The sequence below is a fragment of the Deltaproteobacteria bacterium genome (assembly GCA_017302835.1).
Taxonomy (GTDB): domain Bacteria; phylum Bdellovibrionota; class Bdellovibrionia; order Bdellovibrionales; family Bdellovibrionaceae; genus UBA2316.
In genome coordinates this window covers 184,174-209,663 of record JAFLCC010000002.1, presented here as the reverse complement: position 1 = coordinate 209,663, position 25,490 = coordinate 184,174, and the positions used below count along the sequence as shown (strand labels likewise).

Sequence of the window (25,490 nt, the reverse complement as noted above, 5' to 3'; positions counted from 1 at the left end):
TCTAAAAAAAGGTGGACAGTTCCTTTGGTACCTTACTTTATCTTTTTATCACAAATGTTTTATAAAAAATTTTATTTATTTTTCCTTTGACTAAGATTTGGTCAATTTGAAACTTCAACTTCTCAGTTAGTTTGTTTTTACCCGAAACAGTATCTAAATCATCATAATTAAAAGCTCTTATCTCACCTTGAAACAAATCAAGAATTTCTGACTCGCGGTCTCTAACTTCTATTAACACCTCTGAAGAGTTCCCCTGAAGAAACAACTCGATGGCAACCATGGGATTGGAAGAAGAATTTTTTGATTTTTTTAAATTAACCACGATCCTCCGAAGAGAAATGATATTCTGATTAAATCTTGGCGAAGAATAAAAATCTTCAAAAAGATCCTGATCAATGATGTACTTGTTTTCTGCAAGCTCCTCGATGGAGTATATAAAGGGTCGTTGTTCATGGGATAAAATACCATCCTTAAACACCTTAAAAAAATAATAAACTGAGCCAACACTCCCCAAAATAAGCAAAACTAAAATACTCTTTTTTTTTGCTGACAAACGGCTCGTAAAAAGTAAAAAAGAAGATACAGCTGCCACCAGTTTTTTACTTTGACCTATTAAAATACTTATAAAATTTGGAATAAGTTCTTTCACTAAGAACTCAAAGAACCAAATAAAAAACAAAACAAGTCTTGTAAATCCAGAGTTAATTAAATTTGAAAATCTATGGAGCTTTGCCTTTAATGTATTTGAGTTTTCATCTTCTAAAACCTTATCAATATCTAGTAATTCTAAATTTAAATTCTCATTAGCAATAGAAGTTAAATCCTGAATTTCCTCCTGAAAATGAGGGTCGTTGTCTAAGATAGCTTTTTCTAACTTAAGCAAAGATTCGTGATCTTCAGGATCTTGGTCCTTATTCAAAGGGGTATTCGACATAGGACTATTGTAGGTTAAATTGGATATAGACTGCAAGAGTTTTATATTTTGTAGTAGTGTGTTTCTATGGGTAATAGAGTTGTTAGTTTTCTATTTATTTCTTACAGCTTATTTTTTTTTATTGGTTGCGAGCATTTTTTAAGAAGAACAAATATGAGCACCAGCGAATTTGGCAAAGAAGAAACGGCCACGTCAAAACAAGTGTTATATAAAAGAAATGTCTCTGATTTAGAGAACAAACTTTCAACTCAACAAGAAAAACAACTATATTCTAAACTTTTGCCCTGGTTCACGAATGATGAGGAAAGAGTCCGATATTTGAATCAACCACGTTCTGAAGATCGACAAGAGTGGGTTCAATCAACCGGAATTCTTAACAGACCAAACAAAGTGATGCAAAAATTTAAACGCGTCATTGAGGCGCAGGATATTGCCATTGGCATGCCAAACGAGTTTGTAAAAAAGAGCTGGGGGCCACCTCTACAAATCGAAACTTCTGGAAACCCTTTATATAAAAATGAAAAGTGGAAATATCTGCGAAGCCTTTCCTCTCCCGAAGGTTTTAAGCAAGAAAAGCGTACCGTGTATTTCGAAGGCGGAAAAGTGGTTGGCTGGGAAACTGAATAATACCGACGCCTGTACGTTCGCAAGGGTTAACCATAAGAATCAAATCAAGGCGCCAAAGAAGAAGATTCAGTGTGCTTCGTCCCAGTTTATTCCTATACTGTAATTAACTTTGAGAGGAACCTTGAGATTGACGACATTTTCCATAATGGTTCTAATTTGAGGTAGCTCTGCTAATAATAAGTTTTCTTCTTCCTCAAAGAGCAATTCATCATGAACTTGAAGAATCATGCAGGACTTTACAGATTGATCTAATTTAATCATTGCTAATTTCACAATATCGCTTGCTGTTCCTTGGATAGGAGCATTGATCGCTGCCCTTTCGCCAAATTTTTTAATCATAGGAGATTTGCTTTGAAGCTCTGGAAGGTAACGTCTACGCCCGAACAGAGTTTCAACATAATTATTTTTGTGAGCAAAGCTTATGGTATCTTCAATATAGTTTTTAACATTTTTAAACTTTTGAAAATAATTTTTAATGATGGCTGATGCTTCTCCACGAGGTATATTTAAAGTCTCGGCCAAGCCAAAGGCCCCCTGGCCATAGGCAATCCCAAAATTCACAGCTTTAGCGATTCTCCGCAACTCTGAGGTGACTTCAGAGATATTCACATTGAAAACCTCAGCCGCAGTCATGGAATGGATATCAATATCTTCGCTGAAAGCTTTTTTTAGTCCCGGATCGTCTGCGAAATGAGCTAACACTCTCAATTCAATTTGAGAATAGTCTAGAGAAAGTATTTTTTTATTTACCCCCGCGATAAAACTTTTTCTGACCCTTTGTCCTCGAAGGGTTTTAATAGGAATATTTTGTAAGTTTGGGTTGGAGCTTGAAAGCCTTCCCGTTGTTGTTAATGCCTGATTAAATGTAGTATGAATTCTTTTATCTTCGGGGTTCACTAAAGTTGGAAGAACATCAACATAGGTAAGTTTTAATTTTGATAACTCTCTAAAATCTAAAATAAATTTAGCAATAGGATGATTCATTCTTTCTAAAACATCGTTATCAGTAGAAAATCCCGTTTTTGTCTTTTTAACTGCTTCCAACTGTAACTTTTTAAATAGCACCTCACTCAATTGCTTGGGACTAGCTACATTAAATTTATCTCCAGAAATAGCATAAATCTGCTGTTCAATCGCCCCTATCTCTCTCTTGAGCTCTGAACTAAAAATCTTCAGCTCGTCCGTATTTATCAAAAATCCTTTTCTTTCCATTTTATAAAGAATGGAAATCAATGGGTATTCAAATTGATACAGAATAGCCACCTGATCAAAATTTTTTAATTCCTCTTCTAGCTTTAAGTTTAGAGTTTGTAAATATTCTGATACCTCTTCCGCATTTATTTTTTCAACTAATTCTACCTGCAAAAAATCTTTAATCACGATGGGTATCTCTGAGCAGTTTTTGGATCTGATGACATACGCCATGAGCATCGTATCTAATACAACTTCAGAGCCAGAAAGATCATCTATTTGAAGCCATTTCCAAATTTCTTTTAAATTAAATCCAAACCATTTAAAACCCTTAGGCCAGTTTAATTTATTTTCTAAAGTTTCTGAAATATCAATAGTATTAAAAGTTTCTTTTTTGTGTTTTTGGATTTCTAAAAACTCATTTCCTGTTGTGACGAAAAGCTTATCACCCCAAAGGAAAAAATAATTTTTTTCTAAACCATATTTTTCTAAAAAATCTGAAAGAAGAATTGTTTTAACATTCCCCAATCCTTGATTAGCCTGTTGAGCTTGATTGACCTGTTGAACTTGGTTGGCCTGTTGAACAGCTGGTTCTGCATTCTCATCAATTAAAAGCTTTTGAAAGTTCTTAAAGTTTAATTCATCTAGAATTTTTTTTAAGTCTTCCTTATTTATTTTTTGTGGTTTTAAATTTTCTTCTGTCAAGTCTAAGGAAATATTAGTTTCAATAGTCACTAATTTTTTTGAGAGATAAGCATTTTCTTTATCTTTAATTAAGTTTTCTTTGATCTTGCCATTCAACTTCTCGATATTTTCATAAATTTGATCTAGGGTTCCGTATTCGTTAATTAATTTTTGCGCGCCTTTGGTCCCTATCCCATCAACTCCGGGAATATTATCACTAGCATCCCCCATCAAAGCTAGATAATCACGGAAATGCTCTGGAGGCACTCCCCATTTTTCTTTTACTCCAGCAGAATCCAATTTGGTATTTTTCATCGTATCATACAAATAAACATGGGGTCGAACGAGCTGGGCGAAATCCTTATCCCCACTTACAATATAAACCTCTAGGTTATTTTTTACTGACCACTCACAAATTGCCCCTACTAAATCATCAGCCTCATAACTGCTTTTTTCAAAAGCCTTTAATCCTAGGGCTTGATTAATTAATTTTAAATAAGGAATCTGAAGAACTAATTCCGGAGGCATCTCGGTGCGATTACTTTTATATTCTGGATATAAATCTTTTCTAAAACTGGGTTCTTTTAAATCATAACATAGTGCTAAAAAATCTGGTTTTTCTTCTTTTATTAATTTTACGATCATGGACAAGTAGCCATAAAGAGCATTGACAGGAAGACCTTGCGGGGATGTTAAGGGTCTTATCGCATAAAAGGCCCTAAAAAACATGGCACTCACATCAACAATACATATTTTTTTCATTCAGCAAAGCTAGTGGTCTTATATTAATTCATCAAGTAAAATTTGATCTTGAGATGAGGATTCTAATATGGACTCAGCAAGGGGGCAAATTTGTATTTCATTGGAGACTTCTTCTGCTTGAATTTCCATAAATTCCAACAAAGAAAAATATTTTTCTTCTGGAGCTAATTCTTTTCGTTCCCACTTTAGAACCTCAATAGACGAACAATTTAATCTTCGAGCCAAATCACTACAACTCCACCCAAGTCTTAACCTTAATGAATGGATCCTGTTTGAAGTCCAATTTAGATTCAAAACGCTCATATACCCACCTTAGTTGTCCTTTTGAGGGATGTCAGCAACTCCCTTTATGTTTCAGCTAAATACACAATAGAGCTTCGATTCTATATATAATTATGAAAAACTCAACAATGTTTTGATAAATTAACAATAAAAAAATAAGTGAATTTTTTTCTGTATGATATCTAGCCAAATCTACCCAGATTGTGACTTCTCTTTTGACAGTATGGGCCCTTATTCGTCTCCAGGAAAAATAAAAACTAAATCTCCCTCTTCAACAAGATCTAACTTTTCACGAGCTTGTCTTTCAATAAAATTTGTGTCCTTAGATTTACTTATGTTTTGTTCTATCTGCTCGATTTCTAATTTATTTTTCTCTAAGACGAAACCCAACCTATCTAATTCATTTTTTAAATTTAGAAGTTTTACAATATTTCCTGTACTCATCATATTAATGAAAAGAAATATAAGAGAAAACAACAAAACTTTACGGGGCGAGTTTAGAATTTTTCTAACTAAAATAAAAGGCTTTTTGACTACCATAGGTAGATTTTAAATCAAAAACCTAGTCAACATAATGAATTTTATTTAATAGCCCTACTTAGTTGCAGTGCTATTAAATAAAATTAGACAAAGGTTTAGCAACTAAGGATCTGTGAATAAATAAGTTATCTACAGATCCTAACCACTTTAATAAAATTATTCTTTATCTAAAAGCTGATTTGTCCCAATAGAAACCAATTTCACCCAGCTCTTCTTCAATTCGCAACAATTGATTGTATTTTGCCGTTCGTTCGGCTCGGCATAAACTACCTGTTTTTATTTGATGACAATGAAAACCAACTGCTAAATCGGCAATGGTTGTGTCTTCAGTTTCTCCACTTCGATGGGACATGACGGTTTTGTAATTATTTCTTTGAGCTAAATTTACAGCCTCAAAAGTTTCAGTCAGAGTTCCAATTTGATTCACTTTTACCAATAGGGCATTTGCTGTTTTTCTTTCAATTCCTTGCTTTAATCGCTTTGGATTTGTAACAAATAAGTCGTCACCAACAAGCTGCAAAGTGCTGCCAAGATCGGCTGTTGTTTTTTGCCAAGCGGTCCAATCGTCTTCAGAAAAACCATCTTCAATGCTCACTAGCGGGTACTTCTCTGACCAAGACTTGTAAACTCCTTGAAGATCTGAAGCTGAGATGAGATTTTTTTCCCAACGATATTTTCCTTCGTTAAATAATTCTGTAGCTGCGACATCTAATGCTAAAAATACATTTTGTCCTGGTTCATAACCGGCCTGAAGAATGGCTTCCATCAATAGCTCCATAGCTTCTTGATTCGATTTTAAAACGGGAGCAAATCCGCCTTCATCGCCCACCGCCGTTGATAAGCCTCTTTTAGCCAAAATCTTTTTCAAAGTATGAAAAATTTCAGATCCCGCACGTAGTGATTCTGAAAAAGAATTTTTCACCGTAGGCACAATCATAAATTCCTGAATATCTAATCCATTATTAGCATGAGCTCCGCCATTTAAAACATTCATTAATGGCACGGGCAATCGAACGGCCTGGGAACCTCCCACATAGCGATAAAGCGGGATACCCAACTCCACACTGGCTGATCTTGCGCAAGCTAGGGAAACGCCCAAGATCGCATTAGCCCCTAAATTTGTTTTGTTTTCTGTTCCATCTAAATCTCTTAAAAATTTATCAATGAAAACTTGATCTTCCACATTTAAACCAATTAATTCTGGAGCGATTTTTTCCTTAACATGTTGTATGGCTTTTAAAACTCCTTTGCCTTGATATCTTTTGGCATCTTGATCTCTCAACTCACAAGCTTCATGGGCACCGGTAGAAGCCCCAGAAGGTACGGCCGCTCTTCCCAACGCATTGGTCTCTGTCAGAACTTCAACTTCGAGAGTTGGGTTCCCACGGCTATCTAAAATTTCTCTTGCATGTACATTCGTAATTATTGACATAATTGTCTCCTTTATTTTTTTTGCAATTTTCTTAAAGCATCCATAGATTCAGAAATAGTCATTGGGTACTGTGACTTCACATAGTTCCAATCCATTCTTCTCATGGCTTCTTTTATTCCAGAATTCATTTTGGCTTGACTGGATAGAATCGTTATCAATTGTTGGGCACGAACCATATAATCATGAAGTCGTGCTAAATTATGACCGATTTTATTAGCCTCGCCATCCAAAGATTCATCGACTCCAATATTTATTTGCTGTTGACTGTAGCTCGGATTGGAAGTTAATGAAAATTGATTCTCATCCTTTGATTTAAAGTGAGGATTTTTGTTCAACTCTTCATGAACCAAAACCAACTCATCATTGACTCGCATTAACTCACGGTTTTTTTCCTCGAGATCTTTTTGATTTTTTTGTAAGTCCTCAATAATATTTTGTAAGAACATGGGACTAATTTGCGGGTTCACTTCTTTTTCAAATAAGACTTCACTAACTTCTGGCCAAACAATTTTTAAATGAATATGATGCCACTCACATTGTGCCAATCCCTGTCCAGAGTATTTTGGAAGGGCTTCAAATGAGGATATTAAATACTTCGTAATAATCGGATATTGTTCTGCAACCAAAGGTAAATCAAAGGAAATAAATTTATCATTTTTATTTAAATTTTCAATGGGAGGCTCGGGGGAAATAAAATAAGCTAAAAATTTATCTGGCTGATGGAATATTTCCCGTGGGTGAGTCATCATTTTAAGCACACTATCAAGAACTCCCCACGCATGCAGTTGGGAGTTCGAGTGACCTACCTCTTGAATGAGATCATCATAACGAAATTTCCATTTTTGAGAAACCACAGCTTGTAAAAAGTTTTCTAGTTTAGGTGCTGAAATCCAATAGGAAGGGTCACGCAGCAGCTCCATGGGCAAAGGAGAAGACTCGTACATAAAGGAGATATCTTCGCCTTTATCTTCCAGATAATTTATAAATGCATTCGAGATCTTACAGCTAAAAAACACCCAGCATTTTTACCGAGAATTCGGGGGTGGGTCTATTATTTTTTGATTTTGTTACATTTTTATGCATATTTCAACTTGGCGTTAATAATTGGCGTTAATAAACTAAATGCTCTATTGATGGTATCGAGTTCTCACCCTATCGGATAAGAATTCAATACCATTGATTACCATTCTTATTGTTTAGTCAAAGTTATCGTTTCCTCATCAGTACAATTATAAATGTCATTTTGTTTGGAACTTGTCCTCTTATCTGCTGCTCTGTAGGTGACGGATTCATAAACCCTATAAGATGAAATTTCCGAACTTTCTTTATTTAATACTAAATCTATTCCCAGAAATTTATCTCCAAACTTTCTTCCGCCCCTATTTTCAATTAATAAGAAATCTACCAACTGATTATCCCTTGAAAGAATATTCTTATCATTTATTTTTGAAGTTCTATAACCTCTTATAGATTCATTTAATTCAACAACTGAGTTAGGAATCATTTTCCCTTTTTCATCTATTAATTTAATCTGCATGTTATTTCCATTCTCAACGGTAACCAATTTAACTTTGAATTTCGATCGAAACGAAAACGTTTTTCCTATGGGTGCCTTATCAAAATCTTCTTTTAAGTTTTTCAATTGATCTTCAGATAAATCTTTCCAATGATTACAGAAAAGTGTGTTTGTATTAATAAGTTCCACGCCTTTAATTATTTTTATCAAATCAACTGCTTTTATCACTTCCGTTCCACTTCTATAAACTCGCAAAAAGGAATTTTGCATTTTATTTTCAAATAGCGCATTGATAAAAATATAAACTAACTCTGATCTTTTATTTGGATCTTTAAAATCTTCTGATTTTTCAACGACTAAATTAGTTAAAGCACGCACCTGTGCGTGTTCCTTGGGAGTAATGAAAAAGGATCCGTCAAAGTCATGGCTTTCTCCATCACAATTATCAGATCTATATACGGAGTTTGGATTCGCCTTCGTATATCGACATTGAGTATACTTATCCATCTTCATTAAAATTTTCATTCCCATAAAAATCTCATGAAGAATAATTTTCTCAGCTTCAAGAGAGTTCTTTTGAATTAATTCGTTATAAATTTCCTGAGGGAGATAGACATCACTAGCTGTTTGAACGGCAAATTGACTTGTCGTAAATGGAATCCCATGAAGACTTGATCCAATATCATCCATCTCAACTGGTAAATTATAAACTGGATTCGATTTTAAAAAATTGATGATAAATAATCTATAGGGTTCCATACTGTACCCATAATTATACTCTGCACTTGGATCAGGATCAGTGAAACTAATGTCCCTCTGACTAGATTGAGTTAAGAAATCTAGGAAAGGTTTTATATAGTTTTCTTGAGGCAGATCCTTTTCGTTAATTTTATAACTTTCAATAAGTTTGAAATTGATACCGTTTGCTCCTCCGCCATCAAGTGTGCCCTTGGTCGAGCCACCGCTTGAACCACCTTTTGGATCAGCGAAGCCAATTTTTGTGGACAATAAAATAAAAATGGCACTCATAAAGGTCTGAAATATCTTTGAAAAACTCATAATAACTCCTATTGGCTAGCAACCCAGTGATGCTCCATTTCTTTAACAGAAAACTGCAACATCACGGCCTGTTTTTTTGTTTTTGTTTTGGTATCGTTTATTTGTTAGGGCCAACGTATATCACGCCGCGCTATTTTTCATTATTAAATTACTTAACTTGATCATTTAAAATTATCATTTTTGACAAATATCTTGTTTAACTTTATGATATTTATTATATTTATGGAAATGAAATATATATCCATATTTGACTTTTCAGATTACCGAAAGTTTGTCTCTACTTGGCTTGCACAACAACCTCATAAAGGACGTGGTTTTTTTAATCAATTGGCAAGAAAACTATCCACCAGCAATGCAGCAGTTACCCAAATTTTTAAAGGGCACAGAGAAATGAGCCAAGAACATGCATTGGAACTTTCTGAGGAATTTAATTTTAACCCAAAAGAGCTCCTTTATTTTTTACTTCTAACTGACTATTCAAGAACGAGTTCTCATAAACTAAAGAAAGTGTTGAGCTTACAAATCCAAAAAACTCAAACCGAACAAAAAGACTTGGTAAACAAAGTTGAAAAGGACAAAGTTCTTACAGATGAAATGAAATCTGTTTACTACTCTTCTTGGGTTTACACGGGATTAAGAAATCTCATCGCTACGGAGCAATACAATTCAATCCACTTATTGGCTGAGCGTTTAAAATTACCACCTAACCAAGTTAATAAGGCTATTGATTTTCTGATTCAAAATCAATTTCTGACATTTGAAAAAAATAAATTAATTACAGGGCCACAGAAAACCCATTTAGAAAGTAATTCTCCATTTATCACCAAACACCATCAAAATTGGCGCATCAAGAGCCTGGTTGAAATGGAAAATCATAGTGAAAAGGACTTATTCTACACAGCGCCAATGTCCTTATCGGAGGACTTGGCTGAGCAGATTAGAGGTCAACTCGCCGAATTCATAAAAAATTTGGTAACAGAAATTGGACCCTCAAAATCAGAAACGGTTCGTTGTCTAAATATAGATTGGTTTGCCTACTAGAAAATTTATGGCCTCTGGGCTCCACTAATTAACTTACAAGAATCTGATCATCATTTTTTTATTCGCAGCAATTTTTATGAACGATAACCTCCCTGACATTATATTTTTCATTGAGCTTAAAAACAATCTGCCATGTTTCTTCTTTATGACTCGCCCCTTCTTGAATAAGATAAGCAGGGTAACTATCTATAAAGTAAAACCCATCAGGATTACCCAAATTATTTCGAATATAATCTATAGATTTACCAATTAAGGTTTTATCCAAGAGAATTGAATACGCCATAGACGATTTTACTTTCACTGATCCCTCTTTAAATTTCTTCAAATCAAGCTTTTCATGTCCCCATTTTTCCTTTACTTCTTTAGGATTTAAAGTTTTCCCTCCCCAAAATAATTGCGCATTTGAGGCCAACGGAAAAACAGCAAAGAATAATAATATAATTAATTTTTTCTTCACGGCAGGCCTCCCTGAGAACGATATCTTGGTTTTAACATAATAAACTTATCTTTTTTCATTTGCTCTTTAAATGAAGTTAAAATATCTTCAGAGGTTATTTCTTTATTTTTAAATTTTGAATATTGAATCAGACCTAATCTATTATTTGCTAAGTCCATTGCCTTCTCATTAATTGGCTCTTGGGGATTATCTTCATGGGCAGTTAATATAGATTCAGCGACATCTGTTCCCAAATCTTTAGCCATTAAGATAGACCATACATAATGTCTACAAGCATCATTTTCATCATTTACGCGACTGTTTGAATAAATTTTTAAACACAACTTTTCCGCATCCCATGAAAGTTTATAGGCATTTAAACACTTAACTTTATTATTTTCACAGAAAGAAATTTCAGAACTGTTAAGACCGTAATATTTAAGCAAACCAAAAGAATCTTCAGTTGCTTTGCAGAGCCTCTTACATTCATTAGGACACATAAACGTTGAAAGGTTCGTTTCTGCCGAAAAACATTTTGATAAGCATTCAGACGTACCTTTAATTTTTAAATTCTTCATCCAACTTTCACATTCGCCTGCGTTAACTTTTATACAGAAAAAAAATAAAATAAACCACATTTAATCAAATTTACTGAAGACCAAAACGACTTGCAAGTTTAATTCTGTCGAGGATGTTACAATGAAATGTTAATGCGTGCACGCCATCTTGATTCTTAATATTTCTACATTTTCTAATTTTACCTAAATATTTAAATAGTTGTCTCATTCATTACCGAACCCAGACGAACTGGAAAAACATTTTTGTTGCAGCATTTACTTCCAAAAGCTGAATATCTTCGTTTGGAAGATCCAGATATTTTGCTGAGGGTAACAGCGAATCCTCGCTCTTTTTCGATTCGCTTAAATCGCCTGCCATTATCGATGAAATTCAGAAGAACGCCCTTGAGTTGCTTACTTACATAGGTCTGCGAACCTCATGGGACCATTTGAGTTAGAAGATCCTAGCTTTGCCTAAAAAGCTACTACTAGAAATCACAAATTAAAACAAGCGACACCATTGTCTAAAGATACAAGAAATTGATCAGTTCTGCTAATGGGATCAACGAGCGCTTTGTTATTAACTTTAACTCTAATTTTCTGAACTATTTTATAATCAGTAGCGGCTCCACCATTGCTAAGTCTTACGGCAACTTTTCCTAAGTTCCCCGTCAATGAATTACTTGCAGATGCTAGAGAAACAATTCTGTCATAGTGATTGTAAACTCGAAATAATTCTGGTTTAGCACCGCCGTGATAAACTGTGCTCACAGCCCAAAACTCAACTTCAGCAGTTGCTGCCGAAAGGGTGTTAACACCATAAACGCTAATCTGCACAGGGTTTGCGACCTTTAAAGCGTTCATATGCCCACTGTTATCAGAATATTTTAAGCAATCTTTTTCGAAAGAATAGTTAAATACTATTTTAGCTCCAGAACTTGATGTAAATTCTTGTCTCAATTCCTGAGCTAGTAATATTTTTTCAAAACACAAAATAAATATCAAAGTAATCATACTTCTTAAAACTTTCATTTTCATATCATCTCCTATTAAAATTGTCAGAGATGGAAAATACATGAAAATTTGAAATTAACAACAATATGTTTCGTGATTTGAAAAAATTAGCTACTACAGATGTTTCTTTTCAGTTTATATCAATAAAAATTCTATTTGATAAAAATTGACATTTTTAGTCACCCTAAACAAAAAAAGCCGCGTAGGCGGCTTTTTTTGTTTAGGCAAACGATTTTTAGACAATCTATTTTTAGAAAAATTATTTCTTTAAATGCTTGTCGATAACATCCTTGAACTCACTTAAAGGCAAAGCTCCTTTTAGCGATACTCCATTTACTACAAAACCAGGGGTTCCTCTGATTCCAAATTTTTGAGCCTCTTCCATATCAGCGCGGATTCTCTTAGAAATTTTTTCATCTTTTAAGTCTTTCTCAAGCTTTGCCATATTAGCACCTACGTTTTTAGCAACTTTTTTAAGGAAGGCTTCTTTTTCAGACTTAAGATTGCTTTGACCTTCAAAGATCTCATCATGAAATTTTTCAGCTTTAGCATGGTCCTGCATGGCAATAGCCTCAAAGTATCTGGCAGCTGGTTCTGCCATTGGATGAAAGTCGAGTGGTAAATGTTTGAAAATGACTCTTACTTTATCACCGTATTCAGCTTTTACTTGCTTAACCGTCTGATAGCCCCGAGAGCAATAAGGACACTCAAAGTCAGAATACTCAACAATAGTGATTGGGGCATCTTTTTTACCAAACATAACTCGATCATCTTGAATCTCTGGCTTCAATGGATTCGCAAATTCAGCATCTCGCTGCTTCTTTTCTTCATCGAACGCTTTTTCTTGCTGTTTCTTCTGAGCTTCTTGTGCTGCCTTATTAACGATCTCAATAAATTTCTCTGGTTCCTTTTCAATTGCGACAAAAACAATTGATGGATCTTTTTCAATAACTTCTTTTATCTGCTTGGCCGTAGGGGCACAAAAAGTTAGGGATAAAGACGAAGCCGTTAACAAAACCTTATATATTCTTTTCAAAATAGCCTCCAATTTGCTAATTTATTATTTAAATTAATTAAAAAATAGTCTGACACTAATAATCTCAATTAGGAATATTTTTACCCATTGAATCATCGCGTTAGCATATCAATGAAACCATAAGTTACTCAGCAAGACGAGAGTCTAGCTCTTTAAATTGAAAACAATCTTTAAATTAAAATTTATCATATCATAAGTTACACTTAAACGAGGTCGGGTTCATTTAATCATCTAATCCGGGGTGAAATCTCATATGTTAAAGAAAGCATCTTTGATCCTATTTTTTGTAACTGGAGTAGCCCATGCGGGACTTCTGTTTACTTATCATCAATTAACTTTAAAAAATTTGGACCAAATGAATGCCTTAATAAAAAATAAAATTAAAGAATCAAAATCGGCTTATTCAGGAAAACTGGTTCCATTAAAAGAAGCGCTCCAGGCCATTTTTTCACGCCCTAATACGGATGATATGATAAATAAAGTGAGAGATCCTTTGCGCAATCAACTTGATCAGGAATCTTCTTATGAAATTATATTTGAAGAATTGATTCAAGAAGCAATTTATGCCCTTAAGAACACCAAAAACTTTAAAAGGGATGTTCAAGTCACCTATTCAATTTTTTTAGAAAATACTATTTCCGAATTTAAACCCGACATAAAAGATGGCAACTTTGAGATGAAAATGCTTATTAAAATTTCCGAAAGTAATATAATTCTTACCAAAGAAGCTAGAAAAGAAAGACAACTAAGACTGATGACCGAGGGGGTCTCCCCAAGTGAATTAGCCAAGATCATCCTGGATGAGCATAAAAAGAATTCAAGTCAAAAGTGATATTTACCATAAGGAACTCTGTTGAAAAAATTATGCTTTAATTTTACCATTTCATTGCTCTTTTTTGGTTTTAACCAAGCCTTTTCTGAGGAAATAGTCACTGAACCTAATTTCTTTGCCCAAATTTGGGAAAAATTGTCGGCACTCACTAATTTGAACTACTCAAAGAGTTTTCCGCACCCTGAATGTAACAACTCTAAAACTTCAGTTGCTAAATCTACTTTGCCTTTAGAGTCCTTGCCTCCAGAGAAGGACAGTCAAACTTGGCTATTTAAATCAGATGAAAACCCTCAGAAAGAGCCGCCCCAATTGGGATGTGTCACCGGTGAAGACGTTCGCACTGAGAGATGCTATCCTTCATTTCTTCAAGATTTAAGAACCGGCAAAACAAGTATTGATGAAATGAAAAAACAAAGACCCTACCGATTTGATATTATCGGACAAGGAAAAGAATTTATCGATCGAAGAGTTTTTGAATTTCATCACCAAAATTTTGCCAGACAAGATACGGGGTTAACCATTTTAGATGGCTATCACAATACAGATAAGGCGGTATCTCATATAACCGAAGTTGTCTTTATTCCCAGAGATCAAGTGCCGAATTACAAAGTAAATAAAAAAAATAATGAAATAAATGTCACCCTAGCGAATAAAGAAGAAATCGTATTCGATTCAACAACGGGAAAAATCAAAGCAGGTGTACTTAGTGAAAGTTCAGTCAAAGTAGGAAGTGCTGGCACTTTCAACTATTCTGGAAAAAATATCATGATTCAGACTACGGGCCTTGACGGAAATTCCAAATCCCACATGGAAACAGCAACAAAAGCCACCATTCACAAAGCTGGATTTTCTCCCTGCTCTGTTCCCTTTGAAAAACTGTGGTCAAGACCTATTGGGTCTAAGGACGCTCACTTTAAATTTCCTACGGATAAAGCATTTTATGCTTGGTTAAATAATGAATCAGGATGCTTCAAATAATACTAACTCGATAATGTCCCCACAAGGTCATCTACTTCGTTGGACCGTAAAATCATTTGGATCTTCTTCTAGGTCCTATTTTTAGAAATAATCTCATTTTGACTCAAGAAATTTTTGATTCTGCCGAATTTCATATTAAGAACGTGTTTGAAAAGGATTTTCAAACAATCCCTTAGGAATTCGGAGGAAATATGTTTTTACAAGGTAACTTACAATTAGTTTTTGATGCTCTTTATACAGTTGGCGCTATTGACCCCGTTTTAAATATGGATTGGAGCCAAATATCTAATGAAATGGAAAATAATATTCAAACTGTATATCAAACATTTAAAAAAATTAATTCCTGTTCCAGTGATTATGAACGAATACTTTCAGAGATGAGAAAAATGGATAAAAAGGACCTGCAATATATAGCCATGGAGGTTGCTCGTGAATTCTGCGAGTATCAAGATCGTTCGACTCTTCATTAGTTTTTTTGTTTTTTTTGGATCGGTTCATATCAAAGCTTGGGAAATTGATTTGTCTCGACGACAAATTGATTTTGAAAAAGTAAAGGACGAATCAAGATCACCTGCAGCTCTAAAATCAGAAAAGGAAATGAGCTTATTTGAAGCCGTTTTTGAGTCCACTGGTCCCACTCAGGAGATCGTGATTATGAATACAGATACGGGATTTGTCCCCGAAACGATTAAGCTAAAAAAAGGAAATAATTATAAATTCCACATCGTTAACGTTAGTGAGAAAAATAAAAATATTAGCTTTTCCTTTGAGGCTTTTTCAGAATATCACAACACTCTTTTTGGCAAGCCCAAAACATTTCAAATAAATCCGAAATTAGAAGGAATATTTTCCTTTAATTGTCCAGAAACTGAAATGAAAGGGAAAGTGATTATTGTGCCTGAAGACAGAAAGCTGGCCTCAGAAAACTCTAAGTAAGGAAACTAGATGTCCACCATTAGCAATGTTTTTGATGATGCGATTAAACAAAATATGGCAGTGATCTGGCCTTACATGGAAGACCCCCAGGTTTCAGAAATTTTAATTAATGGACCAGAAGAAATTTTTATTGAAAAAAAAGGGAAATTAGAAAGAGCTCCAGCAAAATTTGCAAATGATGATGTCTTGCTTGCAGCTGTTAATTCAATAGCACAAAGTGTTGGTCGAAGAATCAATGACGAAAATCCAAGATTAGATGCCAGATTGCAAAATGGATCCCGGATAGCCGCAGTTATTCGCCCTTGTTCTTTAAAGGGAACAATTGTGAGTATCCGTAAATTTACTCAAGCCAAAATCAGTTGGGCCGACTATGTAAAAATGGCCTTATCACAAAAAGCCGCTCTCTTTTTAGTCATTTGTATGCGTCTTGGAAAAAATATAATTGTCAGTGGGGGAACTGGTTCGGGAAAAACCACTTTGCTTACTTTACTGTGCAGCCATATACCACCTGGTCAAAGAATTATTGTCATCGAAGATTCAAACGAGTTAAAAATCACTTATGAACATGTTGTTTTTTTTGAAACACGACAAGCCGATGCTCAAGGTAAGTTTGAAGTTTCAATGAAAGATTTGTTGAAATCCTCGTTAAGATTACGTCCAGACAGAATTATTGTAGGAGAGGTTCGCTCTAGCGAGGCTATTGAGCTCATCAATGCGATGAATACAGGCCATAAAGGCTGCATGGGAACGGTTCATGCTAACACTCCAGAAGATGCCATCATTCGATTGGAGGCTCTAGCACAAAGTGGAGAAGCAAAGATCAGCGAAAAAGCCTTACGTTCCCAGGTTTCTTCAGCCATTGAGATGATCATCCAAGTATCCAGACTTGGTGACGGATCAAGAAGAATAACAGAAATTAGCGAGGTACATGGTTTCCATCCAGATGGCAGTTACAATGTCGTTCCCATATTTAAAATCCCAAGACTGGTAAGAAAAGGAGATAAACTGGAAGGACAGCTCGAACCTACAGGACAAAGACCCTCCTTCTATTCTGAAATCATTGATAACAATTTACTTTTTGATAAAGATCTATTTGTTCCAAATAAAGCCGCCTGATCAAATTAAAATTCTACCGGTAGAATTTCATTCGTTAAAAAAATCTCTTGATCATTCAAATGACAAACTAACGGAGTGATCAAAACTCCTAAGTCATGACTTTGTTTTAGCAGATTTGCATAATCAGAATCTATTTCTTTCGCTGCCTGAAAAGATTTCACATCATCACGCTGAATCACAAAAATAATTTCACAAGTATTCCCCTCTTTTTGAAGTTTCATTAACTCATTTAAATGTTTTTGCCCCCGGGCAGTTACAGCATCAGGAAAAAGAGCCACTCCCTTTTCTTTGAGGCTCACATTTTTGACTTCGATATAATGAACTTTTTTTGAATTGGAGTCTTCAACGCGAAAATCAATACGCGTTTCAGGACTAATTTTAAATTCTGGCTTTATTATATCAAAATTTTTCCACTGTTTTAAAAATTTATTTTCCAAAGCCTTTTTAACTAGCTGATTAGGCATCTGTGTATTAACACCTACTAATCCTGTGGGTGTCTCTAAACTTTCCAAAGTGTATTTTAATTTTCTTTCAGGATTAGAAGAATGTGAAAAATAGCATTTCTGACCTTCAAATAAGCAAGATTTAAGGCTTCCTGTATTGGGAACGTGAGCCGTAATTTGTTTATCCTGAAACTGTATATCGGCAAAAAACCTTTTATACCTTTTTAATAGAATACCTGTTTCTAATTGTTGTACGTACCTTATCCTCATTTTTGCTTAGTCCAATCTTCAACCTTTTTTAATCCTCTATCTAAGTTTTCCATCACCGAAACCCAATCATTTTCGATACGAATAATTTCGTCTGAATGTTCTTTAAGCTCTTTCACCAATTCCATCGCTTTATGGCCATTTGCTGAGATTAATTCTTCTGTTTTTTTCAGTCTTAATTCTTCTACTAATTTTAACTGTTTTTCTATCTTTAATAATTGATTTTGAAATTCCCTGTTTTTGACATTTTGTTTTCTTATTTCTTCTTTAAAATTAATTTTAGGAATAGAAACTTTAACTTGTTCATCCTGCTCTAAATGATTTTTTATTTCAGATTTAGATTTATCTGAAATAGAATTTTTTTGACGCCTTTGAACGCTCCAAATATATTCATCATAGGTTCCTGGGTAAATATCCACTCCTCCGTCTTTTATTTCTAGAATCTGACTTGACACTCTACGAATAAAAGACCGATCATGACTGACAACAACAAGTGTACCCTCAAACTCTCTCAAGGCTTCCGTTAAGGCCTCCACGGTTTCAAAATCCAAATGATTTGTGGGCTCATCCAACAATAAAAAGGGACAACGTTTTAATAAAATCTGTCCCAGGGCGACTCTTGATTTTTCGCCACCGGATAAAACTTTAATCTTTTTGTAAACAGCATCACCTGAAAATAATAAGGATCCAGCCAAATTTAAAATTTCCTGATTTTTTAAATCAGGATGAGCTGCTTTTTCTAATGCATCAATGATTCTATCATTTTCATCTAACTGATCTGCAGAATGTTGCGAGAAATATCCTAAATTTACTTGGTAACCCAAGGTCAATGTTCCCTTAATTAATGGTAGTACTCCAGACAAGGACCTTAATAAGGTGGATTTTCCAGCGCCATTAACACCAACTATTCCTAAATGAGTTCCTCGATTCAACCTCAACGTGACATTTTTAAGAATCGCATTATTTTGATAGCCCAAATCAGCATTTTCTAAATACAACGACTCTTTGCCTGTATGAATAGGAACAGGTATGGCTATCTTAGCTTTAACAGAGAGATCTTTGATTTCGATTTGTTCCATTTTTTCAAGTTGTTTTAATCGGCTTTGGGCCTGTTTGGCTTTTGTAGCCTTTGCCCCAAATCGATCGACAAAATCTTGAATACTTTTTCTTTTAGCTTCTTGATTTGAAATCTGCGCTTCCAAAATAATTCTTAATTGATTTTTTTGTTCAAAATAATCATCAATTTGGCCAGGGAATTTAGTAATATCTCCTGCCTCCACCTCAAGAGTTGACTCTGTGGTTCTTCTTAAAAACTCTCGATCGTGCGATATCAATAAAAAAGCACCTTCATAATTTTGCAAAAAATTTTCTAAAGCCAAGATGCTTTCTAAATCTAAAAAATTTGTTGGCTCATCCAACAACATCAGATTAGGCTCAAGTCCAATCAAGTAGACCAGTTTCATTCGCATCCGATAACCACCACTTAACTGATGTAAAGGCGTTTTAAAATGCGTCTCTGTTAACCCTAAACTTTCTCCAATAATCTTGAGTTCCCATATTTTCTTACTACAATTTTCATTCAAAAATTCTTCCGTCGTTTGCGATAAATTCCACTCCGATTCCTGCTCTAAATACCCGATTCTCAACTGTTGAGACTTTATCAGCTGCCCACTATCTAAAAGTTGCTCACCAACTAGGACCTTAAACAAGGTTGACTTTCCAGCACCATTTGGCCCAATCACCCCCATATGTTCGCCCTCATTGACAGAAAAACTGGCCTCTTGAAAAAGAACTTTGGTCCCAAAACTTTTATTTGCTTTTTGCAATTGCAACAGATTCATAGGCAGAACCATAACTTATCTGACAGAAATTGACCAGACTTTTGGTTGAGACTTACATGAATTCGTCCTCATTGAAAAATCCGGTGTAAATTGACTTCATTATTAAAATAGTCCCTTAATTTCATTTAGTTATTGTAATAAAAACCGAAAAGATTCACATGCAAAAGTGCAGATCCATCTTTTTCTTATTAAATTTAATTATTGCGCTTTCAGTATCATATAGCTCCGCACAATCAGCGCAGGCCAATACCTTAAAATGCATTAATGGCAAAGATGCGAAAGGTACTAAATGGATCACATCTTTCACTCAAGACACTAATTCCGATCTAAAAAGAGCCTACCTAGAATTTAAAAAAGAGAAAGAGGAAGAAAACAAAAGATTGAGCAATGAGGAAAATGACGTACCTCAGAATTGTAATGGTATAGCAAGACCCCCTTTAAAAAAAGCCATCAACACGACTTTTAAATTGATGTCTACTATCTTTCCTCAATTGGCACTTTGGGAAACACTTACCTATTATTGGGAGCACCTTCGATACGAAAAGCAGCAAAGAAATTCAATCCAAGAAAACACCCAAATAATACCAAAAAATAGTTCAAAAAGTTCAATTATAAATACGATTTGCATTTCAGAGGCAATGAAAAATGAAACTGGAGGAAATAGTGTTTATTGCAATACTGCTATTGATAAATCCTCTCCTGAGAAAAAGCGACTGAATAAAAAAATCCCCGACAATAGCATTAAAGAATGTATCGACGATTCCATGGTTGACTATATTTCTTTTTCCGTTAATTCAGCAATTCAATGTTTTTCTGAAAGTAAAACAACTGATTTTGGCCCCTTGGACTCAAAACTTATTTTTGAAAAATTAACCAATGAAAGTGCTTTTAACTATACGCTTGCGGATCCAGCAAAAGGCATTTCTATCGGACAGCTTACTAGTCCTGCAATAAGAGAATTATCCGAATCAAAAAGTGGAAAAGCTATTTTAGCAAAGCTCTCCGAAAGTGAATCAAAACATTGCAATGGGTTTAAAAATGTATTAGACAAACCACCTTCAAAAATCTATACCAATGATGTCTGCGCTTGGGTTAGCCCAGGTGATGGCCTCGCACGAAGTCTAATATATTCGATTGGTTACTACTTAACATTAAGAGATAATTATATAATTCCACAATTAAAGAAGTTTAATTCTTTTACTTATGATTCTGCCGACTGGGCTGAAGCGATCAAAAGTGCAACCACTGCAGCTTACGGTAGAGAAGGAATTAAATTTGTAAAATTAAAGTTGTCTCGACTAACGCCAAACTCGAATGCTAGGACCATAAACTCGGCACTACAAACAAGCGCCTATATCAAGGAAGTTGCTAACAAAAAAAATGACTTATATCCTAGAATACAAGCGAATTTTCAACGACAAGTTGGTTCATCCGAACAACAGGAAGGAGAGAGTTTATGCTTTATAAATTATCCAAATCCGTAGTTAAATTTATTTTATTTTTTTCATTGTTTGCCTGGTCCAAGTCACAAAGCCTTAGTGATTTATATATTGAATCAAAGAAATTAAATCAATCGCTTTCTCAAGAGAAAAACTTAGAAAATAAAATTATACTGTTACAAAAATTTGAAAAAATTGTATCCCTTGCTATCAAAGATTCTGAGAATAAAGGCAATACCAAAACCCCTATAGAAACAGATCGTATCTATATGTTTTTCCTTTCGATGGAGCCTGTTTTTATTCTGACAAAAGATAAAATTACTAAGTTAAAATGCCAACAAACAGCACATCAAATCGAATTTGAGGATATGGATCATACAAGAAAAGTGAGAGAACCATCTAAGGAAGCGCGGGAAGCTCTTTTAATACTTAAAAACTTTTGTGAATAACTTTATATTAAATATAAAATCCTAACCCTTGATACTGTGACTTAATATTTTATAAAAATGAAATATCCAATCAGCCAAAAAATCTTGTTTTTTCCAGTAAACAAAAAGTGAGTGTTGCCAATAGCCTTTTTTGGGACCACTTTTCATAACGAGTCCCTCTTGCATTGGCTCGAGCATATAAGAAATGGGCAAATACGAGACTCCATATCCATCTATTACCGATCTAACTATGGATGAAACAAAATCAGTTTCAATCACTGGAGTCAAATGTTCAATCGTGTTTTGCGCTAAAAAAAATTCCGTTTCATCTCTTAAAACCAGATCTTTTCCCGGCAAAATTAGATTTCCCTCACTGACTTTATGGACTCTAGATTGAAACAAATTGATGGGAATATTTATTGCTTTAAAAAGAAAAAACACCTTGCTTTCTGTGCTTTTTCTATTCGTTATGTACATGTCCAACTCAAGGAAGGGATCCCTATCTAACAAATGCTCTTCTTTTATTAAAGACAAATTAACTTTATCTAAATGACTTACTTTCTTAAGGACCTTTTGAGAAACTTCTAGGACGAAGGCCGGCTCTACCTCAAAGTTGATTCCAATCTTGAGTGATTTGTTCAAGTCTTTATTGTCAATACGAGAAAACATATCTTGTGTGGATTGAAAGGCTCGTGAAAACTGAGAAAAGACTTTTTGACCTTTTTCAGTTAAAGCTATATTTCGTCCTTTTTTTTCAATTAGCTTGAACCCTAAATTCCCTTCTAAAGTCTTAATTTGAATACTAAGTGAGGGTTGAGAAAGGTTTAAATATTTAGCCGCATGGGAAATACTTCCAAACTTTGCCACTTCATAAAAATAATACAGATGATTATAGTTCAACACTTCAAGTTAAATGTAACAAAATAATCTCCAAAGTAAACATATAAATATTTTAAATGTATTGTATTTATATTATATATTTTATTTATGAATATTGTTGTTCCATAATGATGCTAAACATAGGAGGTAGTTTATGAGAATCAATGTTCACTTCAACAATATGAGTAAGTCTGAGGCCGTTAATGATTTTTTACTCGATAGCCTAGACGATATTTTTAATAAATTCCATGTCGAAAGTCCTGATGTTGATGTCTATTTGAATATTATTCGGGCCAGAACTGAGTACCGGCACCCACTTTTTAGCTGTGAAATTATACTTAAAACAGAATTTAACAAAAATTACCAAAAATATCTAAAACAGGAGGAAGATTTATACCTAGCCATTAAAAATGCAACAAAAGCTGTGAGTGCCTCATTATCTAAGTGTTCAACCAAAAAAAACGATCATCGTCGTTTCAAAAGAAGAGGAGAACATGCTTTAACTTATTGAAAACAATAAGTTAGGGAGGCTCGAATCTAGCACCAAAAAGCGATGGATAAAATCCGTCGCTTTTTTTTTCAGCCAAATTATTAAATTTATTTTTAAATATTTATTTCTAAATTCCGATAGAGAACCAACAATGGAGGTCACATGTCTCAATACGATTCAAATGAAATTCACACTTTTCTATCCCAAACACCCGAGAAGGGCCTAAAGCAAATCATGGTCGACTCGAAAAACTTTACAGATGTTCACTTCAATATGTTGATAAAAATTCTTCGAAATTGTTCAAAAGAAACGTTTATTGACTGTTTAGATAAAAATGATTTTCCCAAATTAAAATTTACTTCCAATGAGCTGAAACTAAAAGAAACTTTTTGGGCGAGTTGCTGTCAAGCCCTGGCCAGCAAAGGAATCGTTAGTCCAACGGCTAAAGCTGCTTAATGCAAATATCAGTATTATGGATTTAAAGGGAAATAATCAATTTAAAAAAATATCCACTTCAGAAAGAAACGCTGTTTTCTCTGACTTAGTTAAATATCCTGAAGATATCATTTGTAAAACTGATTCAGATTTTTTTCCAATAACGCCTTCTCAGATCACAAATTCAAATAGGCTGTATTTTAAATTCAATGAAGCTGAAAAAGAAATTCTGTCCGGAACTGAAGTCGTTTGTCAATTTATCCATAAAAAAAAGGACTTATACCTCTTCAAAACATCATTTGTTAAAGATAAGTTCGCAATTTATCTAAATTTAGACATTGATGTTTTTCAAATTCAAAGAAGAGATAACTTCAGATTTGTATTTCCCAAATCTATAAGCTCTAAAGTCATTGTCAAAACGAAAAACAATTTGATTCAAATTGGAAACGTCTATGACCTAAGCAAAACGGGAATTCGAGTTTGTTTCAAAAGCTCACTTGAAAATGCAAAGCCAGATGATCTCATGGATCTCGAAATTAAAGTGATGGCAAATGATGTCGTCAAAACACAAGCTGTTCTTAGACACTTTAAAGAAGAGACGGAAACCCTTGCAGGAAAGAAATATTCTTTATTTTACTATGGATTTGAATTTTTTCAAATTACAAAGGAGAATGAAAAACTTTTGTATTCCATAAATATGGACCTCTATCGAAACTTTCTTTCTAAAATAGGAACCTGATAGTCCTAAGGCTCTTTAGCTGGCTGTTTGACCAAGTTTTTTTTGACTTGGTTTTCGACTTTCTTTCTCTCGTTGAATTCAATCGTATAAGTTTTTAAATCCATATTAAATGTGTCCGTTTTCTGTTTAATATAGTCTTCAAATGATCTTCTTTTTTCTCTTAATTCTTCTTCGAAAGTATCCCTTTCAATTTTTTGCTTTGCTGAAAAGTCTTTTCGTTTATTCTCAAGTTCATCGTACAATACTTTTTTGTCATTAAAGCTTTTCTTCCGACTAGAAATCGCTGCTCTTTCTGAACCCATATTGCTGTTAAATTCTTCTCTTTTTTGTCTTTCGGCTTTAGTAAATTCTTCACGAACAGAGTTTAAATCACGGTTAAATGAATTTCTATTTTTAGAAACTCGATCTGAAAATTTGGACCGTATGTCCGAAGGATTGAGCTTTACCTCATTCATCCACTGGAGACTCAATGCAAACTCATCATTTTCTATTTTTTTCTCTTTTGGAACTTCCTTACGAAGTTCTTCTAGCCTAGATCTGTCTTCCAAAAGCAAATACTTTTCACCGACCAAAGTTGAGTCTGATTTTGATGAGGTCGAATGGCTGCAAGAGCTCACACTTATAGCTAAAAGTAGGGATGTCACTAGTTTTCGTTTATTCATTAAGACTAGATTAAAGCTAAAAATTAATTTTGTAATTATTTTTTTAGAAAAAAACCGATAGGACTAGTATGATATTTGGACCAAGGAAATGGCACTCAAAAAACTCTAAATCAAGAGAATCGTATTCGATCCACGATACTCAATTCCAATGGAGATATATTGCCATATTTTCAGTTATATTATTAGTTGCGTTTTCGAGCACTAGCTTACCATTAATCTATCTTCTTGAAAAAAACTATATCTTATTTGAGAAACTAGCATTTGATTTGTATCCTCAACTTGTAGAGAACTTGAATCAAGAAAAACGCTGGATTTGGATGCTTTTTGGCATGAGCTTCTTATCGCTTTTAACTTTTTCAATATACTTTGGACTTAAGTTTACAAAGAATATTTTATATCCTATTCATCAAATTGAAAAACATCTACAACAAATGATGCAAGGACACTGGCAACATCAAATTGAGTTTGATGAAACAAAGGATGATTTTAAATCAATTAAGATTATTTATGACTACTTTCAAAGGTCACTCAAAACGAACACAGAAGTTGAATTAAAACTTTTACAAAGCATCATTGTTGACCCAAATAATAGAGATTCCTACCAAGCTTGGAGAGATCTAGTTATCTCTAAATCTCAAAGAATTGGACTCGAATTTGAGGAAATCTCTCAACATCCCACACAACAGTTAAATCAAAAAAAGAAAAAATCTGCTTAAAAACTCAAACTATCCTAAATGTTTTCACAATAATAGGCCTTGAGGTAAAATAAAATCCTTTCCCTGCATTCTAAAATTAATATCAATTTTTATAAAAAAGTTTATGGGGAGCTTATTCTTCACTACGTACCGTACTACGAACTAAACCTTTTTGAAAATTTTTGGCATTATTTTTGAG

General features: G+C 34.2%; 28 protein-coding genes. 13 read left to right on the top strand and 15 right to left on the bottom strand.

The window, feature by feature from the left end:
- Positions 1-37: 37 nt before the first annotated feature.
- Entirely contained in the window at positions 38-934 is an 897-nt protein-coding gene (locus J0M15_03020; GenBank protein ID MBN8536001.1) for a flagellar basal body-associated FliL family protein, read from the bottom strand.
- A 66-nt stretch (positions 935-1,000) separates the two neighbouring features.
- Between J0M15_03020 and J0M15_03015 the strand changes: the two genes are divergently transcribed.
- Positions 1,001-1,561, top strand: coding sequence for a hypothetical protein (locus J0M15_03015; protein ID MBN8536000.1), 561 nt, complete (start codon positions 1,001-1,003; stop codon positions 1,559-1,561).
- 66 nt (positions 1,562-1,627) lie between these two features.
- Here J0M15_03015 and polA read toward each other — a convergent pair whose 3' ends face one another.
- The 6 genes from polA to J0M15_02985 all read right to left on the bottom strand — a co-directional run bounded on the left by polA (position 1,628) and on the right by J0M15_02985 (position 9,027).
- Positions 1,628-4,198 carry a DNA polymerase I gene (gene polA, locus J0M15_03010; GenBank protein ID MBN8535999.1) on the bottom strand — a complete coding sequence of 857 codons (2,571 nt, stop codon included), beginning with the start codon at positions 4,196-4,198 and terminating at the stop codon, positions 1,628-1,630.
- An 18-nt stretch (positions 4,199-4,216) separates the two neighbouring features.
- Positions 4,217-4,501 (bottom strand): XRE family transcriptional regulator, encoded by a 285-nt coding sequence (locus J0M15_03005; GenBank protein MBN8535998.1) that lies wholly within the window; start codon positions 4,499-4,501, stop codon positions 4,217-4,219.
- 210 nt (positions 4,502-4,711) lie between these two features.
- Positions 4,712-5,020 (bottom strand): septum formation initiator family protein, encoded by a 309-nt coding sequence (locus J0M15_03000; GenBank protein MBN8535997.1) that lies wholly within the window; start codon positions 5,018-5,020, stop codon positions 4,712-4,714.
- A gap of 163 nt (positions 5,021-5,183) precedes the next feature.
- Positions 5,184-6,452 (bottom strand): phosphopyruvate hydratase, encoded by a 1,269-nt coding sequence (eno, locus tag J0M15_02995; GenBank protein ID MBN8535996.1) that lies wholly within the window; start codon positions 6,450-6,452, stop codon positions 5,184-5,186.
- Positions 6,453-6,463: 11 nt separating this feature from the next.
- The gene (locus J0M15_02990) at positions 6,464-7,468 is read right to left on the bottom strand and encodes a hypothetical protein (protein ID MBN8535995.1); all 1,005 of its coding nucleotides are present in this window, start codon (positions 7,466-7,468) and stop codon (positions 6,464-6,466) included.
- 173 nt (positions 7,469-7,641) lie between these two features.
- The gene (locus J0M15_02985; GenBank protein MBN8535994.1) at positions 7,642-9,027 is read right to left on the bottom strand and encodes a hypothetical protein; all 1,386 of its coding nucleotides are present in this window, start codon (positions 9,025-9,027) and stop codon (positions 7,642-7,644) included.
- 204 nt (positions 9,028-9,231) lie between these two features.
- Between J0M15_02985 and J0M15_02980 the strand changes: the two genes are divergently transcribed.
- A complete protein-coding gene (locus J0M15_02980) occupies positions 9,232-10,068 on the top strand; it encodes a TIGR02147 family protein (protein MBN8535993.1) in 837 nt (278 codons plus the stop codon).
- A 58-nt stretch (positions 10,069-10,126) separates the two neighbouring features.
- On the opposite strand, the gene J0M15_02975 is transcribed toward J0M15_02980, so the two are convergent.
- The 4 genes from J0M15_02975 to J0M15_02960 form a co-directional block, all read right to left on the bottom strand.
- Positions 10,127-10,525, bottom strand: a complete 399-nt coding sequence (locus tag J0M15_02975; protein ID MBN8535992.1) for a hypothetical protein — start codon at positions 10,523-10,525, stop codon at positions 10,127-10,129.
- Positions 10,522-11,082, bottom strand: a complete 561-nt coding sequence (locus tag J0M15_02970; GenBank protein ID MBN8535991.1) for a hypothetical protein — start codon at positions 11,080-11,082, stop codon at positions 10,522-10,524. The genes J0M15_02975 and J0M15_02970 overlap by 4 nt, the downstream gene beginning before the upstream one ends.
- A gap of 474 nt (positions 11,083-11,556) precedes the next feature.
- Positions 11,557-12,099, bottom strand: a complete 543-nt coding sequence (locus J0M15_02965) for a hypothetical protein (GenBank protein MBN8535990.1) — start codon at positions 12,097-12,099, stop codon at positions 11,557-11,559.
- 235 nt (positions 12,100-12,334) lie between these two features.
- Positions 12,335-13,111 (bottom strand): thioredoxin domain-containing protein, encoded by a 777-nt coding sequence (locus tag J0M15_02960; protein ID MBN8535989.1) that lies wholly within the window; start codon positions 13,109-13,111, stop codon positions 12,335-12,337.
- 253 nt (positions 13,112-13,364) lie between these two features.
- On the opposite strand from J0M15_02960, the gene J0M15_02955 reads away from it, so the two are divergent.
- The 5 genes from J0M15_02955 (at position 13,365) to J0M15_02935 (ending at position 16,973) form a co-directional block, all read left to right on the top strand.
- Positions 13,365-13,943, top strand: a complete 579-nt coding sequence (locus J0M15_02955; GenBank protein MBN8535988.1) for a hypothetical protein — start codon at positions 13,365-13,367, stop codon at positions 13,941-13,943.
- A 21-nt stretch (positions 13,944-13,964) separates the two neighbouring features.
- Positions 13,965-14,921: a hypothetical protein gene (locus J0M15_02950; GenBank protein MBN8535987.1), complete on the top strand. Its 957-nt coding sequence runs from the start codon at positions 13,965-13,967 to the stop codon at positions 14,919-14,921.
- Positions 14,922-15,112: 191 nt separating this feature from the next.
- Positions 15,113-15,391 (top strand): cytochrome, encoded by a 279-nt coding sequence (locus J0M15_02945; protein MBN8535986.1) that lies wholly within the window; start codon positions 15,113-15,115, stop codon positions 15,389-15,391.
- 28 nt (positions 15,392-15,419) lie between these two features.
- A complete protein-coding gene (locus tag J0M15_02940) occupies positions 15,420-15,857 on the top strand; it encodes a cupredoxin domain-containing protein (GenBank protein ID MBN8535985.1) in 438 nt (145 codons plus the stop codon).
- A 9-nt stretch (positions 15,858-15,866) separates the two neighbouring features.
- On the top strand, positions 15,867-16,973 hold the full coding sequence (locus tag J0M15_02935; protein MBN8535984.1) for a CpaF family protein: 1,107 nt from the start codon (positions 15,867-15,869) through the stop codon (positions 16,971-16,973).
- A gap of 5 nt (positions 16,974-16,978) precedes the next feature.
- On the opposite strand, the gene sfsA is transcribed toward J0M15_02935, so the two are convergent.
- Both sfsA and J0M15_02925 read right to left on the bottom strand, forming a co-directional pair.
- A complete protein-coding gene (gene sfsA / locus J0M15_02930; GenBank protein ID MBN8535983.1) occupies positions 16,979-17,680 on the bottom strand; it encodes a DNA/RNA nuclease SfsA in 702 nt (233 codons plus the stop codon).
- Between the two features lie 2 nt (positions 17,681-17,682).
- On the bottom strand, positions 17,683-19,524 hold the full coding sequence (locus J0M15_02925; GenBank protein ID MBN8535982.1) for an ABC-F family ATP-binding cassette domain-containing protein: 1,842 nt from the start codon (positions 19,522-19,524) through the stop codon (positions 17,683-17,685).
- A gap of 158 nt (positions 19,525-19,682) precedes the next feature.
- Between J0M15_02925 and J0M15_02920 the strand changes: the two genes are divergently transcribed.
- Both J0M15_02920 and J0M15_02915 read left to right on the top strand, forming a co-directional pair.
- Positions 19,683-21,008, top strand: a complete 1,326-nt coding sequence (locus tag J0M15_02920) for a hypothetical protein (GenBank protein ID MBN8535981.1) — start codon at positions 19,683-19,685, stop codon at positions 21,006-21,008.
- Positions 20,981-21,412, top strand: a complete 432-nt coding sequence (locus J0M15_02915; protein ID MBN8535980.1) for a hypothetical protein — start codon at positions 20,981-20,983, stop codon at positions 21,410-21,412. Before J0M15_02920 ends, J0M15_02915 begins: the two co-directional genes overlap by 28 nt.
- Before the next feature lie 21 nt (positions 21,413-21,433).
- Here J0M15_02915 and J0M15_02910 read toward each other — a convergent pair whose 3' ends face one another.
- Positions 21,434-22,291, bottom strand: coding sequence for a LysR family transcriptional regulator (locus tag J0M15_02910; GenBank protein MBN8535979.1), 858 nt, complete (start codon positions 22,289-22,291; stop codon positions 21,434-21,436).
- A gap of 133 nt (positions 22,292-22,424) precedes the next feature.
- Here J0M15_02910 and J0M15_02905 point away from each other — a divergent pair, with 133 nt between their 5' ends.
- The 3 genes from J0M15_02905 to J0M15_02895 all read left to right on the top strand — a co-directional run bounded on the left by J0M15_02905 (position 22,425) and on the right by J0M15_02895 (position 23,934).
- Positions 22,425-22,781: an HPF/RaiA family ribosome-associated protein gene (locus J0M15_02905; protein ID MBN8535978.1), complete on the top strand. Its 357-nt coding sequence runs from the start codon at positions 22,425-22,427 to the stop codon at positions 22,779-22,781.
- 141 nt (positions 22,782-22,922) lie between these two features.
- Positions 22,923-23,216 (top strand): hypothetical protein, encoded by a 294-nt coding sequence (locus tag J0M15_02900; GenBank protein ID MBN8535977.1) that lies wholly within the window; start codon positions 22,923-22,925, stop codon positions 23,214-23,216.
- Between the two features lie 16 nt (positions 23,217-23,232).
- Positions 23,233-23,934: a PilZ domain-containing protein gene (locus J0M15_02895; GenBank protein ID MBN8535976.1), complete on the top strand. Its 702-nt coding sequence runs from the start codon at positions 23,233-23,235 to the stop codon at positions 23,932-23,934.
- Between the two features lie 5 nt (positions 23,935-23,939).
- Here the strand turns inward: J0M15_02895 and J0M15_02890 are convergent, their stop codons facing one another.
- On the bottom strand, positions 23,940-24,596 hold the full coding sequence (locus J0M15_02890; protein ID MBN8535975.1) for a hypothetical protein: 657 nt from the start codon (positions 24,594-24,596) through the stop codon (positions 23,940-23,942).
- Between the two features lie 68 nt (positions 24,597-24,664).
- On the opposite strand from J0M15_02890, the gene J0M15_02885 reads away from it, so the two are divergent.
- Positions 24,665-25,312, top strand: coding sequence for a hypothetical protein (locus J0M15_02885; GenBank protein ID MBN8535974.1), 648 nt, complete (start codon positions 24,665-24,667; stop codon positions 25,310-25,312).
- Positions 25,313-25,490 lie beyond the last annotated feature (178 nt).

Bases quoted from the DNA above. Each gene is read 5' to 3' on its own strand.
- J0M15_03020 (MBN8536001.1), bottom strand. From the start codon at position 934: ATGTCGAATACCCCTTTGAATAAGGACCAAGATCCTGAAGATCACGAA.
- J0M15_03015 (MBN8536000.1), top strand. From the start codon at position 1,001: ATGGGTAATAGAGTTGTTAGTTTTCTATTTATTTCTTACAGCTTATTT.
- polA (MBN8535999.1), bottom strand. From the start codon at position 4,198: ATGAAAAAAATATGTATTGTTGATGTGAGTGCCATGTTTTTTAGGGCC.
- J0M15_03005 (MBN8535998.1), bottom strand. From the start codon at position 4,501: ATGAGCGTTTTGAATCTAAATTGGACTTCAAACAGGATCCATTCATTA.
- J0M15_03000 (MBN8535997.1), bottom strand. From the start codon at position 5,020: ATGGTAGTCAAAAAGCCTTTTATTTTAGTTAGAAAAATTCTAAACTCG.
- eno (MBN8535996.1), bottom strand. From the start codon at position 6,452: ATGTCAATAATTACGAATGTACATGCAAGAGAAATTTTAGATAGCCGT.
- J0M15_02985 (MBN8535994.1), bottom strand. From the start codon at position 9,027: ATGAGTTTTTCAAAGATATTTCAGACCTTTATGAGTGCCATTTTTATT.
- J0M15_02980 (MBN8535993.1), top strand. From the start codon at position 9,232: ATGATATTTATTATATTTATGGAAATGAAATATATATCCATATTTGAC.
- J0M15_02970 (MBN8535991.1), bottom strand. From the start codon at position 11,082: ATGAAGAATTTAAAAATTAAAGGTACGTCTGAATGCTTATCAAAATGT.
- J0M15_02965 (MBN8535990.1), bottom strand. From the start codon at position 12,099: ATGAAAATGAAAGTTTTAAGAAGTATGATTACTTTGATATTTATTTTG.
- J0M15_02955 (MBN8535988.1), top strand. From the start codon at position 13,365: ATGTTAAAGAAAGCATCTTTGATCCTATTTTTTGTAACTGGAGTAGCC.
- J0M15_02945 (MBN8535986.1), top strand. From the start codon at position 15,113: ATGTTTTTACAAGGTAACTTACAATTAGTTTTTGATGCTCTTTATACA.
- J0M15_02935 (MBN8535984.1), top strand. From the start codon at position 15,867: ATGTCCACCATTAGCAATGTTTTTGATGATGCGATTAAACAAAATATG.
- J0M15_02925 (MBN8535982.1), bottom strand. From the start codon at position 19,524: ATGAATCTGTTGCAATTGCAAAAAGCAAATAAAAGTTTTGGGACCAAA.
- J0M15_02920 (MBN8535981.1), top strand. From the start codon at position 19,683: ATGCAAAAGTGCAGATCCATCTTTTTCTTATTAAATTTAATTATTGCG.
- J0M15_02915 (MBN8535980.1), top strand. From the start codon at position 20,981: ATGCTTTATAAATTATCCAAATCCGTAGTTAAATTTATTTTATTTTTT.
- J0M15_02905 (MBN8535978.1), top strand. From the start codon at position 22,425: ATGAGAATCAATGTTCACTTCAACAATATGAGTAAGTCTGAGGCCGTT.
- J0M15_02900 (MBN8535977.1), top strand. From the start codon at position 22,923: ATGTCTCAATACGATTCAAATGAAATTCACACTTTTCTATCCCAAACA.
- J0M15_02895 (MBN8535976.1), top strand. From the start codon at position 23,233: ATGGATTTAAAGGGAAATAATCAATTTAAAAAAATATCCACTTCAGAA.
- J0M15_02890 (MBN8535975.1), bottom strand. From the start codon at position 24,596: ATGAATAAACGAAAACTAGTGACATCCCTACTTTTAGCTATAAGTGTG.
- J0M15_02885 (MBN8535974.1), top strand. From the start codon at position 24,665: ATGATATTTGGACCAAGGAAATGGCACTCAAAAAACTCTAAATCAAGA.